The organism is Rhodococcus sp. 5A-K4 (assembly GCF_046097995.1).
Lineage (GTDB): Bacteria > Actinomycetota > Actinomycetes > Mycobacteriales > Mycobacteriaceae > Rhodococcus_F > Rhodococcus_F erythropolis.
On record NZ_JBJURM010000026.1, the window covers coordinates 78,698 to 92,192 of the forward strand.

Genomic DNA, 13,495 nt, shown 5'->3' on the forward strand with positions numbered 1-13,495 from the left:
CAGCAGTATTCGCTGACGTAACCTCTAGGAGGAGCTGGGTGTTGCATTGTCAGACTGCGCGTTCGCCGTCCCCGTCTAGTCCGTAGTCGCGCTCGATCTGTGAGGTCGGTTCGTTCGTTTCTGGTCCTTGCTCGGTGTCGGTTGTGTGGTTGTTGATGATGTCGCGCAGTTTGCGTGGGTGGCTTCCGCCGGCGGCTTTGACTGCGTCGATCACGGACTGGTCGACCGTCGATGGTTGTTCCACGTCTGCTGCGGCACTCTGGTCGCTGGGTGCGATGTCGACGACGCTCGTTTGCTCTTGCTCGGCTGCGTTTGCTGCGCGGGTTTGTGCGCCGCGTTCGAGGTTCGCCTCGCGAATCTTTTCCCGCGGGACGTCGCGTTCTCGGGCCATCTCGTCGACGCTGTTCGAGGCGCGGGCGAACGCGTCGACGCGCTTGTTCGCGGTGCCCCGGTCGTGTTGGCCGGTGCCATCCCAGCTTTCCCAGTGCCATTGGCGGCCGTGCCAGTGGGTACGCGCACCGGGCATCCCGGAGTTCGGATCGAATCCGTAGCGCCATTCGACTTCGCTGGCGTCGATGCTCTGCCACGGCTGCGCGCGTTCGTTGTCTTCGCGGGCCTGCGCGTTCTCCTCCCACTCCTTACGCGCTGCGGCCATCTTGGCCGGCACCGTCGCGATGACCGCTTCGCGGGTCATGCCATTCTCGGATGCCCATCCTTCGGTGGGGTTGAGGTCGAGTGACCAGCCTGGGTACTGGCCGTCGGCGCGGCGACGTTCGGTGTCCAGGCGTGCCTGCCGCAGAGCATCGGGTGAGTTCTCTCGGGAGTTCACTTCGAGTCCGAGCTCGTGTGCTTCGAGCTTGGCGGCTTCGAGTTCGGCGTCGTGGGTGAACACCAGTTCCGGTTCACTGATCGCGACCTCGAGCTTGGCTTTGTCGCTGCCCAGTTGGTGTTCGAGGGCGTCGCCGCGATTGCTGACGGAGAACAGTTGGTTGCGCAGCGTTTGGATGACGCCGTTGGCCGCACTGTCGAGAGTGAAGAGGTCGGTCATCTTGTCGCGGGCGAGGTAGCGCTCCTCCCCCGCGATGTCGACGATGAACTCGCTGAGAGCGTGCGAGTAGCCGAGTGTCACCGGGACACCGTTGACGGATGCGATCGGTAGGAAGTCCCGTTTGAGGGTCACTTTCTCGCGGGCGGCGGCCAAGGATTCTTTGAGCGCGTCGCGCAGGTCGGGCACTTCACTGTCGGGGACCGGGCCGCTGGGGAAGTTCCAGATACGTTTGGTGCGGTCTTCGATGCCCAGCCACTCCTGGACCTTGGCGCTTTGCTCCTGCAGTCCTGGAAGTCGTTCGGTCGCGGCCTCGATCCGGCTTTGCAGCGACCGGATCGTCGCCTGCCGAGCGGCGTTGTTGTTGGTGATGGCGTTGCGTTGCGCTTCGAGCATGGTGACTTTCTGCTCGGCTTCGACCTGTTGGACGAACACCGGGTCACCGGTGGCGGCTGCCTTGGTCTGCGCCCAGGACAACGACAGGTCGCCGCCGACGTCTTCCATGGTCGGGGGCAGGTCTTCGCGGCGCAGCTGCGCGACGAACGCGGATTTCCGGGCCACGTACTGGTACATCATCGCGTCGTACGAGCGGCGGGCGACGACGTTGACGACGCTGACCTTGTCGAAGGTGTTGCCCTGGCGGATGATGCGCCCGATGCGCTGTTCCATGTCCGCTGCCGTCCAGGCGGGGTCGAGGTTGACGAGCTGTTTGAGTGCTCGCTGGACGTTGAGTCCGGTTCCGCCCTTCTTCGTCGATGTCAGCAGCACCCGGATCCTGCCGTCGCGGCACGCTTCCATCAGTTTGGCTTTGGCCTTGGGCGAGTTGTGATTGTGCATGAACGCGATTTCTTCGGCCTTCATGCCGCGCCGGATCAGCGCGTCCCGCATTTCGGTGTAGACGTTGCGTGCTCGGCTGCTGTCTCCGACCTTCGGTGTTCCTCGGTCGCAGAACACGACCTGGAACGCGCCGGTCATGTCGGGGCCGTGCTTGTCGGCCGGAATGAACACGTCGGCGTTCTCGGCGTGAACGTCCCAGATGGCGTCGGCGGCGACCTCGACGCGAGAGTTCTCCGGTGGCGGTGACGGCAGGTTCGCCAAGCGTGGGTGCATGGCGACGTTGCGGCCGTCGGTGGAGATTTTGAGGGAGTTGTCGATGTGCATCGCATCGCCCTTGACGTTGCCCAAGCGCTCGTCGAGGTCGGCGACGAAGTCGATGACGTCCTGTCCCTGGTCGAATTCGAGGATCGTCGGCACTCCCCCGTCGAGTTCGGGCAGCGGCACCTCGATCTGGTCGGAGGTCACCACGTCCCGGAACTGGTCGAGCATGGCCACGAGCTGAGGGACGTTCGCGTACTCGGCCATGCGGGTGACCATCCGCAGTTTGGTGCCGGTGATGTTCATTTCCACGGCCGTGACCGGCTTGGCGAAGGTGCCGGCCCAGTTGTCGATGCGGCCCATCCCGGTCCGGGTCAAAAGATCAGGGCGCAGGAACTTCGTCATCACCCAGATTTCGGACATCGCATTGGTGATCGGGGTGCCGGTTGCGAACCCGATCGCCTTGGCCGGCGCATTCGGCTTCCCTGCCCTCGCGTTGCGTTCTCGGGCTTGGTTGCGCAGGAACTGCGCTTTCATCTCCAGGTCGGTGGCACGCTGCGCCCCGTCGGGAACCGACAGATCGGCGGAGTTCGAGGGCCGCGAGAGGTTCTTGTAGTCGTGCGCCTCGTCGATGAACAGGAAGTCGCAACCGGACTGCTCGAAACTCAGACCCTCGTCGGAGGACTTCTGAGCAACGATCGCGTCGATGCGTTTGGTGGTCGCCTTGATCGCGTTCTCGATCTGCTTGACCGAGAACTCGGATCCGTTCGCGTTCGCGGCGTCCAACGCGACCCGCATCTCGACGATTTCGTTGTCGAGGTATTCGAGCTGCGCTTCTCGTTTCATCGCCACCAGCCCGAACACCGACTGCGGAACGATGACCATGTCCCAGTCCCCGACTGCGGTCTGGCCGATGAACCGTTGCCGGTCCTCGATGCCGTCCAGCTCGGACGCGACGAGGATCTTCGCGTTCGGGTACGCCTCGCGGGCGTCCTTGCCCCACTGCGAGAGCAGATGGTTCGGAACCACCACCCACGGCTGACGGACCTGCCCGAGCCGTTTGGCTTCCATGCAGGAAATCGTCATCGTCAGTGTCTTACCGGCGCCGACGACGTGATCGAGAAGGATCGTCTCGTCATGCAGGAACCGCTGTACAGCGGCCGTTTGATACTTGTACGGCGTGAACTTCGGGTTCAGACCTGGGAAGGACTTGAACTCGGTGCTGTACTTCGGTTTGACGAACGAGTTGCACAGTTCGTTGTAGGTGGCAGCGAGCTTGACGTAGCGGTCACCGTCGGACCAGAGCCATTCCGCGAACCGCTCCTGCAGCGCGTTCGCGTTCGAGCGTGCCGCTGCGGTCAGTTCCGGATGGAACCGCGGCTTGGGTGACCGTAGTTCTTCTTCCGTCGTCTTGAGGACCTGGATCGCACGGTTGTTGGCGATCAGGTTGAACATGTCGACACCGGCCAAGCGGGAGCTGCCGTACTTGTCGGTGTAGCCGCGGGCAGCGTTGACGTGGCGGTTGTCCTGCTCGGTCTTGAAGTTCCAGGTGCCGGAGACCTTGTCGAACTCGGTGGTCAGCGCGGCGGGATCGAGACCGAACTCCTTGACGAGGAATTCGCGGTAATACTCCATCGGTACCCACGCCGCACCCGGCCGGACGCCGATGTTCGCCGGATCGACGTCGACGGGCACGACCCGCTCCAACGCCTCGACGGCACCGCCGTACAGCTCGGGATCTTCGGCAGCGAGCCGCCGGGCTGCAGCGAGCTTGTCGCGGACGTGTCCGGAGAGGAACGTTTCCGCCAACTCCCACTCCCCGGGCTGATCGAGGGACGGGAACATGCGCCCACGCGCCTGGTCTACGACATCGCCGACCTCGCAGTCGAGCAACTCCCCCATCCGCTCGGGCGAGATGTAGCCGAGCTCGTCGAAGCTGATCGCCATCGCCTCGTCGACGTGCTCGGCCGATTCGGCGCGTTCCTTGAACGGGGTGGTGTCCTCGGTGAAGATCGTGGACTTGCCGGCCTCGGCGTCGGTGCCGTCGAAACGGGAGGTGAACGTCTCGATCGCCAGGACCATGCCCACACGGGGATCGCGGGCAATGGCGCCCTTGAGGTGGCTCTGGTTCTTCTGCGGAACCGGCTCCGTCGCGGCCTTTTCCTGCATTTCCTCGAGGATGTCCTCGGGTACCTGTCCGGTGTACGGACGGGCCTGATCGGCGGGTAGACCTTCCTCGCGGGCTTCGGCCTTGCCGATCTTGATGCGCCACCGTTCGATCGCCTTGTCGAGTCGTTCGGCGATCTTCTTTTCGGTCAGCGGCGCTGGTTCGGTGAGGGTGAACCGGTTGATCGGCCCCCAACGGTCGACATAACCGTCGTAGAGACTGTTCAGCTGGGCGCGCAGGGCATCGCGTTCGGCGCGGGTGGACTCGGTCGAGCGGCTCGCGTCGGTGATGTTCATGACGGTCTCACCGAGGGCGATGAGTACCTTCCACTGCTCGGCTTTGTCCTTGCCGGTGCAGTTGACGTACGTCCAGCCCTGCCCGATCTTGAACTGCTCGAACTGTCCCTTGACCTCGTCGAATCGGGTGGTTCCCGGTTCGATGGTCGCGGACTCGAGACCGGCGTCGGTCAGCAACCCTGCGCTGGTGAACGCTTCGGCGACCTGACTCGTCGGCGCGGGTGCGGTGAATCCGAGTCCCTGTTCGAGGGCCTGGTCGACGATCGGGTCGAGCTGGCGGCGCAGCTGCTGCGCCAACGGTGCCCGCAGGTTCGCCTCGACGATCAGATTGCGGTTGCCGTTCGCTCCGTGTCCGAGCGCCAACGTGCCCAGGACCCGCTCGGGGCGTTCGACGAAATAGGCGTTGAGGCCGTATTCCTCCGCCCGCTTCTTCTCCTCGCCTTCCTTGCCGCGGACATCGAGAGCGATGTTCTTCGCCTCGCTTGCCCACTGCGCGGTCTCCCGCGTCGGCTCCTGTCCCGCCTCGCGGCGCCGGAAGATCAACACGTCGGTCACGACGGCGGTCTTGGCTTGCCGGTCGAACGCGCCGGTGGGCAGCCTGACCGCTCCGACCAGGTCGGCGTCGGCGGTGATCTTCTTGCGGACATCGGGCCGGCGGGCATCGGAGGTGTAGGCAGAGGTCACCACCGCGACGTAGCCGCCGGGTGCGGTCAGGGCCAGGGATTTGAGGATGAACTGGTTGTGCAGTGAGTGACCGTCGGCGTTGTGGATCGGGTCCGGGACGCCGTGCTTGCCGAAGGGTACGTTGCCGATCGCTCCGGAGAAGGTCTCGTCGGGGGCGAATGCTCGCTCGAATCCGTGGTTACGGATCTGCTGGGACGGATACAGCTGGTGCGCGATCTGGGCGCTGATCGGTTCGATTTCGACGCCGACCATGTTCACCCCGGCCGGTGCGGTTCCGACGAAGTGCCCCGCACCGCAACCGGGTTCGAGGATCAGTGCATTCTCGGGCAATCCGGCGCGTTCGACCGATCGCCACAGTTCGGCGACGATCGACGGGTCGGTGTAGTGCGCGTTGAGGGTCGTCTCGCGGGCTTGCGCGAAACCTCGTTCACCGAGAACAGCGAGAAGGTCGGCGCGTTCGCTCGCCCAGCGTTCCTTGAAGCGGGGTCGGTTGTCGAAGACCTCCGGGACGGCGCCCCACCCGGACCACTGAGCCAGAACGTCCTGCTCCGCTGCGGTGGCGGTACGTCCTTGCTCGGTCAGCTCGGTCACGAGTTGCGCGGCCGCGATGTTCGCGCGTACTCGGGCTTTCGCGCCGGAAGGCACCAGTACCTCGGTGCCGAGTGCGAAGTCCTCACCTGCCTCTACCGGCGCAGGGGCCGGCTCCTGCAGCTGTGGCTGTGGTTCCTCGACTGTGGTCTCGAGGTCTGCGGTCTCCTCGACCGTGACGACCGGTGCGGCGTCGGTTTCGGCCACTGCCTGCGTCGGCTGGTATCCGTACTCGGCGGCGGTCTCCGGGGAGATCCAGATCGTTGCGCCGGATTCCTTGCGGGCCTGGACCAAACCGCCGTTGCGCCACAGGGGGCTGGTGATCGGTTCGCCGTGCAGCTCTTCCGGAACGATCAGCACACCGTCGTCGGCGACAACACTTTCCGCCGGCGGAACCGGTGCGGTTTCCTCGTCCGTCTCGACTTCCGCTTCCGCGTCCGCTTTGACGGCAGAATCGGTGCCGGTGGCACGTTCGGGTTCGGGCTCGACCTCTGTGGTCTTCTCCACTGCCCGTTCGGATGTGGTCTCCACCTGCGACTGGAGCGGTGCGCTCTGGTTCTCTGCGGCGCGTTTACGAGGTAGCTGTTGGCGGGCCTCGTCGATGGCTTCGCGCCAGGTGTTGACTCCTCCGTAGTGCTGGCCGTCGAGGGTGACCGGCCCGTCCCAGCCGAATCCCGGCTGGCGGAGCTCGATGTGTGTGCCCTCGGGGTCACCGACGATGACCGCCCCGGCTACCCCGGCGATGACATCGTTACCGAACATCGGCTGGGCGGGAACACCTTCGGCGTGCATCGCCTCCAAAAGCGGCTTGTCGACCTCGTGCAGCAAGGTCCAGTCCATGTCGAAGCCTTGGGCCTCGAGCAACGACATCTCGGCCGGGTGCATCCGGCGAAGATCGTCGAGAACCTGACGGCGGGCGAAGCGCTGCAGGGACGATCCGATGGCGTTGAAACTGCTGTTTCCGTTGCTCCACATCGGGGCGCTGTGCGCGCTGATGTAGTACAACTCGTGTCCACGAGCGAGGAGCACCGCGGTCGCGAGGACCTGCTTGTGTGCTACGTCGACCGGACGGTAGGCGCGTTCGATCCACTCGGGGATCGGCAGTTTGGCTGCTTCGAGTACGCGACCCAGCGCGAAACGGTGGTCTCGGCCGCTGGAGTACGTGTTGTAGCTCCTGTCGAACCGGTACTCCCAGAAGTTTCGGGAGGGAAAGAACTCGATCGAGAACCGTTTCTTCGAGCGCAGCCGGATCGCGGCACTGTGTGTGCTGAACGCGCTACCTTCTTCGAACACTGGGTGGCGATCTTCCGCCTTGACGTCGGCCGGGTACAGATTCGGAACGACGTCGCTGCGCAATTCCGCTTCGAGGGCGGCTCTGGGGATGTCGGCCGTTGCGTCGACAAGGTCGGGTCGCTCCTCGGCGAGCACCGTGAAAGCGACCTCGATGCCCGCTCCGAGCATCCAGTCCCGCGTGACCGGAGGTTTACCCGCCCAGGTGGCAATGACCGGATCTTCGAGGAGATGGTCGTGCATCCAGCTCTTCCACTCGGCCTCGACCTGAGGTGACCAGGTCAGCTCGGCGGCATGGTTGGCCTCCCAGGCGGTGACCAGCGTTTCGGTGAACCATTCCGGGGTGTGGACCTCGGGCAGCTGGTTGATCAGCTGAGCTGCGGCCTGACGCTGCGGTGAGCCGTTCTCCGCTAGCGCGGTGATGACCTCGGCGAAGACTTTCCGGTAGTCGTGCGCGTAACTGGCGGCGCGGGCATCGCGGCCGCCGGTGGACGCGATCAGCTCGGGTGAGGTCGCGGCCTCCTGGAACAGCTGCTCCATGTCGGCGGCGACGGCCTCGTTCTGTGCGCGCCGGGCTCCTCGCCACCACTGTGCATCGAGTGCACTGCGGGCTGTTTCGCCTTTGAGCTTGCGGCGGGCGGCACTGAATCCTGGATCGGAGTCCGGATAGGGCAGGTCGAGCGGCGTATCGGGGTTGAACAGGCTGTAGGCGCGGGTTTCCCAGTCGTCGATTTCGGGTGCGATACCCAGGTCCAGGGCTTCCTGCAACGCTTCGAGCTGGTTTTCCCGCTGGGCGATCGCGGTCTCGCTCTGTGCGGCTACCTCGTCGTTGGTGTCCTCGACGCCGGTTTCTGTTGCCTCGATCACCTGTTGTGCGGCGTGCTGCGCGGTTTCGAGGTAATCCTCGGTGACCTCACGCTCGTCGCTCTCACGTGCGGTGACGACCGCCTCGACGACGGCGGTGATCGTCGGGTTCTCCACCGGGGTTTCGGTGCGGGTCTGCCAGTACGCCTGCGCGGCGGTGGTACCGAGTTCATGCCAGCTGGCGCGATCGAGAAGCACTCCTCGGCAGGCCAGGAACATTTCGTCGGTCAGGGACCGGCGATCGGTCATCAGATCCGCCAGAGCTACCTGCGCTTTGCCGGTGAAGTGTCCCTCGGCCCACGCCAGGAACTGTTCGGCGGTGTTGATGTTCGGATCGGCGCGCAGGTCCGCATCGGCGTCCGGTTCGGCGAGCATCGCCAGAATCCGTGCCGTGACCTCGGCTTTGGGGTCGGCAGGCTCAGGGATGGGCGGGAGCGCGATGTCCGCTTCGGCGGTATCTGCTTGTGCTGCATCCGGTTCCGGTTCCACCTGCGGTTGCACGGTGGGCGTGATCGGCGGGTTGAGTAGTGGCCCTTGGGGGCGTCCGACGAGCTGAACTTCCTTGAGGTTGCCGCTCAGGATGGACGAAATCAGATCGTGCGCTTCACCTTTGGTGATCGTCAGGTCTACCTCGAACGGCTTGCCTGCCTGCCGGGAGAGTTCTTCGAGTTTGGTGACCTGTCGGGAACTGATCGGTTCGCTGCGCCAGCTCGGTTTCGGGGTTCGATCGGCTCCGGACACTTCCTGGACCAGGGCGCGAGGCACAGCGTGCGGGTCCACACCGAGCGCCTGGACTTCGCGTCGTAATCGGTTCTCGTCGGCGAATTGGACCCGCCACTGCGTCCGGAGACTGTCGAGTCGCCCGGTGATTCGGGCGACGTTGGCGAGATTGGCTTCGATGCCGGCGGGGAGTCCGCGCTCGCGTGCCGTCGCCAGAGCGCGCTGCGCTGCAGCGAGCCGTTTGGTGAGCTTGTCGCCCTGGAGTTCGAGTTCTTCGAGGGCGAGACTTGAACGCGCCCACTGATCTTGAGCCTCTAGAACGGTACGTTCGGATCCTTCGGCGGGTTGAGCCGGATTTCCTTCTCGATCATCTCGGCCAACTCGTCCGCGATCGGATCGAGCGCGGTCATCGGAACGCGTTGATCGTCCTCGATCCGCTGCGCTACCAGCGCCTTCGCCAACTGTCGGAACCACGCTGGCTTCTCCAGCCAGACCCGGTGCACGATCTTGCCGGCGATTGGTCGCGGGGCGACGTTCAGGCTCTTCCACCGATCCGGGTCGTGTGCTTCCCGCGCTCGGGTCTGCTCGGCGTCGATCTCGCTGTCCGCTTCCTGCGCCAGCTGGTCGATCTGAGCCACGATCTGCGGTGTCACCTGTGAGTACAGCTCCTGGGAGAGAACCATCTCCCGCGCTGCCCGCCACGCTGTTTCCTTCGCCCGGACCACGTCGAAGTACGTCGGGGTCTTGCCCGGATTCGACTGGCTCCACTGCTCGCTCGCCTGCCGCTCCAGCGGCTGAGCTGCGACCTCGGTCAGTCCCTGCAGTCGCAGCGCTTCCCGATCGATCGTTTCCCGGTCCGCGCTCGAATCCTTGTCCAGCCCGATCCACTCCACCAGAATCCGGAATGTCTCGTCCGCGATCGTCACGTCGATCCCCTCGACCGCCTCGGTCGATTCCTCGCTGAGCGGTCCCGCTGTTTCCTCGTTCACGGGTGCCATTGTCTGCTCCTTCTTCCTCGAATTCGAACGCGCCCTGGTTGACGTCTTCGCGTGCCACTCGACCTCCTCGACTGCGCCCATCCAGGGCGTAACTCCGCACGAAAACGGGGAGTTTCTGAGGTCGATTTTACTACACAGTAGGGACAAAAACGTGCCCTGACCTGCGATAAGTACCGATCGTTATCAAATTTGCGGGACGCTAACCACGCACCTGAGGACGAGCCAGAGCGACGAACACCATCAGCACGGCCGGCGCGATGAACAACCCTCCGATACCCGCCATGAAGGCACGCAGGGGTCGGCGGTGACGCACGTACGAGCGGCGTGCGCAGAACAACCCGCCCGCGACGGACAGCACGTTGAATGCGATGAAAACTCCGATGGCGAAACTGTTGCCGTCCATCACGGACCAACCTCTCTAGCGGGTGTTAGGTACCCCGGGCACTGGCTCACTCGTCGGCGGGTACTGCTTTGCGGGTCGCGAAACGGTTAACCGAGACAATCTGTGACCACGGGACGGTGATATTGAACGACCTTGGCAGCGCTTGGACTATCTCAAGGTGATCGCCTGTCAGCTCGAGACCTCCTCGATCTTCCAGCATCGCGACAATCGGATGTTCGATATCGAGATTGACGCCATGGGTCTGCTCAAGGCAATTGTCGACGAGCACGGTCCGCAGGCGGTTGGAGTTTCCGAGTTCGGAGTAGCCGATCATTCGATCGAATTCACTAACGCTGCCCGTACCCTCGGCGATTCTGCTCAGATAACTCTCCAATTGGTCGAGCCTCGCCGCGTCTGGGTAGTAGCGCATCGAAGAAACCGGGCCGTCACCGACGAAATGGACCTCGATAGTCATGACTTTTCTTCCCCCTCTGTTGGAGTGCTGGTGTTCGTCACCAGCGATATGAGCTGCCAGATCGTTGCGGCTGTACTGGCCGCATTGTTCGGGTCGACCCACTGGTCTGTGACGGTAACCCAGGACCCCGACCGTTTCTCCATGGCGCGGACCACGTGCTCGCCGTAGACCTCGACGATGGTGAACAGAATGTCGTGGCCGCCGCCGCTGTGCCAGATGAGGTCTCCGTCGTCGACGGTGATGTTCGAGGCCAGGGAATCGGTCTCGGCGTCCGGGTCGGTGCGCTCGTAGAACTCGCGCGCCACCTGGGCGAGCGCCTGGCGGTGTCCGGCGTTCATCGGACGATGAATCGGTAGCGCTTTTCCCGCGCTCTGAATCGGATCGCTGCCCGTGTACGAAATGGTCACCGCTCTGCCCTCCCCTTTGCCTTCTACTCGACTGCTGTGACCATACTCTATTTAGTACCAGTCTAAAATAGAAGCGGTGGGGTTTCTCCCTCCATCAGAGGGGGATGAATTGGAATGCGTCCAGTAAGCTGGCGCCGTATAGACGACGAACGCGCTGCCGTAGCTTCAGGCTCTGCAACGGAAAAATGCAGGTCGCTACCCTCTCTGCATGGCACATGTCGATAGCGGCGCCCGCGCAGGCAGAAACAACGCTGGGTTGATTCTCCCGCCTGGATTTGACCAAATGCTGGCTCGCAGGGAGCGAATCTCCGGCAGTCGTTACGATTCCATCTGGTCCAACTCCCCCGGTCCTGAGGGCAGGGGCACCCCAGACCTGAGCGCCACAGCTGACCAACTTCCACCGGGGATATGGCCGGATGCGGCTGATTCGCTTTACTCCCGTCTGGCTCAAACCTTCGGCGGTTACACACCGCATGTCTTCGGTGATCACGCCGCTAAGGCTTTCCCCGAGCTCGAAGACGTGTGCAAACCCCTGGTAGAAGCCACCGGCTATGACACAGGACGAATGGTCGAATGCAAAGCCCCGAATACCGCTGTCATTGCATTCGGGCGAAACCGAAAGGATGTGCCATTGCAGCGCTTCCGCGAGCGCCGGTGCCCTCTATGTCGCGGTCGCACACATTTGAATGCCATAACTCCCTGGAAAGTTACCTATATCGGCCCACCCCGCTGGTGTTTGATGTGTAGCGAAACGTACTTGGGTGTGTGGCCAACCTGGCCACACACCCAAGAGACGGCGATCGCGGCGCTTCAGCACTACGTGAACGTGGCAGGTTTCGTGCCTACCCTCTGGGAAGCCACTGTATCCGTCCCCTATGACATTCCCGACGTCCAGCGAGACAACGTCATGGCGGCCAAAATGGCCTTGCCTTATAAGGGAAATCTGAAACGGCTCGGGCTCAATCCATGGGCCAATTATGTTGACGCCGCAGGTTTCGGTGGCGAGTCGCTAATTCAATATCGGGGCACACAGAAGCGGGCAGCGGATGGGCACTGGTGCAGGTCACTCTTCGAGTGCGAGATCGATAATTTCATGACCCGAAATGGAATTGCGCACCAGCCCGAACCACTATGGCCCGCCCACCCTAAATACAACGCATCCGGCCGACGGCGAGCAGACTGGCAGCTCAGCGATGGAACAATGGTCGAAGCCGCCGGCATGATGGCGTCACCTGAGTACGCAGCGAAGATGCACGACAAGAAAAGGCTGGCTGCATCTACTGGAATTCCCCTCATGGTGATCCTGCCGCAGGATCTACCGCACCTGAATTTGATTTTCATGAAGTGGCTTTGACCGCCGTCTGGTGGCAGGCTAACTGCTCCTAGATGTCAGACTGGCCGTGTATAAGTGGATTTCACTTATCAGGAGGCGCTGCTGTCGTGACTCTCTCTCATCAACAGGCTGAATTGGCGATGGCTTCAGCTATGCGAAAGATGGGGTTCACCGACGCGCGGGCGACACCAGGGGGACCGGACGGCGGCATCGATGTGCTGTCGTCGAGAGCGATTGCCCAGGTGAAGATGCACAAATCGCAGGTCGGGCGCCCGGATCTTCAACGCTTGTATGGTGCGCGGGGGCGCGATCATCGAAGGTCGATGCTGTTCTTCTCGTTGGGTGGGTACTCGTCGCACGCTGACGAATATGCTGCGGGGAATGGCATTGCATTGTTCACTTTCGACGCGAAGGGTGCTGTGCGGCCCTACAATTCGGCTGCTCGTTCGATATCGAGAGGGGCTGATCTCGGTGCGCCCCGCTTCATTGTCGACGACAATCTGAGATGGCTTTTCTGGGGTGTCTTACTCATCTCCCCGGTTGCATTCCTCGCTGCCTTCGATCTGTCTGTGCCAGTTCTGGACTATATTTTCGCCCTGCCCGGATGCGCCGGTCTGGTGTTGATCGTCGCCGCAATCGGCGGGTTCCTGAAGAAATAGCGGCCTGTTCGTCCCTACTGGGTCCGTGATGTCCGCTTGCAGGCAGACTGGCGACTCGATGTGGCTCGGATCAGAACAAAGTGTCGTGGGCGTTCTGTGCGGCGGTGTCGGTACGCCGTTCATACTCGGCGGCACAGGATGCCCCCGAAAAAGTAGTGACGCCCTTTCAGGAGCCACTCAATGGATCCCGCGCCTAACGCGAGGGATTGCGCTGCTAGCTTTGCCCGCTGTACCGGCGCCATACGTAGGGGGCAGCGCAGAGGAGAACCAGCAACAAGGAGACCAAGGCCAAGATCATGCCGAGCTGCCACGGCTTCATCGCGTCCGGAAGGAACAGCCAGCCGATCAGGGTTCCGAGTACGAATCCGGCTACTGCTGCACCGGCTCCTGCTCGTGCGACTGGGGCAACAATGGTGGTGATCTCGTTGTTCATGGTGGTCCTACTTTCTTAGGTGCGGGTTTGATCCGGTCATTCGTAAGATCGGAGAGCCC

8 protein-coding genes are annotated in these 13,495 nt (G+C 63.0%); 2 read left to right on the forward strand and 6 right to left on the reverse strand.

Annotation, left to right across the window (positions count from 1 at the left end):
• Positions 1–49 precede the first annotated feature (49 nt).
• The 5 genes from ACKAMS_RS26845 to ACKAMS_RS26865 form a co-directional block, all read right to left on the reverse strand.
• Complete coding sequence (locus tag ACKAMS_RS26845; RefSeq protein ID WP_161121811.1) at positions 50–8,809, reverse strand: helicase-related protein; 8,760 nt, start codon at positions 8,807–8,809, stop codon at positions 50–52.
• Positions 8,810–9,063: 254 nt separating this feature from the next.
• The gene (locus ACKAMS_RS26850) at positions 9,064–9,747 is read right to left on the reverse strand and encodes a hypothetical protein (RefSeq protein WP_161121799.1); all 684 of its coding nucleotides are present in this window, start codon (positions 9,745–9,747) and stop codon (positions 9,064–9,066) included.
• A 199-nt stretch (positions 9,748–9,946) separates the two neighbouring features.
• A complete protein-coding gene (locus ACKAMS_RS26855; RefSeq protein ID WP_158171128.1) occupies positions 9,947–10,150 on the reverse strand; it encodes a hypothetical protein in 204 nt (67 codons plus the stop codon).
• A 46-nt stretch (positions 10,151–10,196) separates the two neighbouring features.
• Positions 10,197–10,604 carry a hypothetical protein gene (locus ACKAMS_RS26860; protein WP_161121800.1) on the reverse strand — a complete coding sequence of 136 codons (408 nt, stop codon included), beginning with the start codon at positions 10,602–10,604 and terminating at the stop codon, positions 10,197–10,199.
• Complete coding sequence (locus ACKAMS_RS26865; protein WP_161121801.1) at positions 10,601–11,011, reverse strand: hypothetical protein; 411 nt, start codon at positions 11,009–11,011, stop codon at positions 10,601–10,603. The genes ACKAMS_RS26860 and ACKAMS_RS26865 overlap by 4 nt, the downstream gene beginning before the upstream one ends.
• A 208-nt stretch (positions 11,012–11,219) precedes the next feature.
• Between ACKAMS_RS26865 and ACKAMS_RS26870 the strand changes: the two genes are divergently transcribed.
• Together ACKAMS_RS26870 and ACKAMS_RS26875 are read left to right on the forward strand one after the other, a co-directional pair.
• On the forward strand, positions 11,220–12,365 hold the full coding sequence (locus ACKAMS_RS26870; protein ID WP_161121802.1) for a hypothetical protein: 1,146 nt from the start codon (positions 11,220–11,222) through the stop codon (positions 12,363–12,365).
• Between the two features lie 32 nt (positions 12,366–12,397).
• Entirely contained in the window at positions 12,398–13,003 is a 606-nt protein-coding gene (locus ACKAMS_RS26875) for a restriction endonuclease (RefSeq protein ID WP_161121803.1), read from the forward strand.
• 214 nt (positions 13,004–13,217) lie between these two features.
• Here ACKAMS_RS26875 and ACKAMS_RS26880 read toward each other — a convergent pair whose 3' ends face one another.
• Positions 13,218–13,436, reverse strand: a complete 219-nt coding sequence (locus ACKAMS_RS26880; RefSeq protein ID WP_149357610.1) for a hypothetical protein — start codon at positions 13,434–13,436, stop codon at positions 13,218–13,220.
• Between the last annotated feature and the right edge of the window lie 59 nt (positions 13,437–13,495).

What these genes read in the sequence shown, in the direction of transcription:
- ACKAMS_RS26850 (WP_161121799.1), bottom strand. Translation starts at nt 9,747, where the DNA reads ATGGCACCCGTGAACGAGGAAACAGCGGGACCGCTCAGCGAGGAATCG.
- ACKAMS_RS26855 (WP_158171128.1), bottom strand. Translation starts at nt 10,150, where the DNA reads ATGGACGGCAACAGTTTCGCCATCGGAGTTTTCATCGCATTCAACGTG.
- ACKAMS_RS26860 (WP_161121800.1), bottom strand. Translation starts at nt 10,604, where the DNA reads ATGACTATCGAGGTCCATTTCGTCGGTGACGGCCCGGTTTCTTCGATG.
- ACKAMS_RS26870 (WP_161121802.1), top strand. Translation starts at nt 11,220, where the DNA reads ATGGCACATGTCGATAGCGGCGCCCGCGCAGGCAGAAACAACGCTGGG.
- ACKAMS_RS26875 (WP_161121803.1), top strand. Translation starts at nt 12,398, where the DNA reads ATGTCAGACTGGCCGTGTATAAGTGGATTTCACTTATCAGGAGGCGCT.
- ACKAMS_RS26880 (WP_149357610.1), bottom strand. Translation starts at nt 13,436, where the DNA reads ATGAACAACGAGATCACCACCATTGTTGCCCCAGTCGCACGAGCAGGA.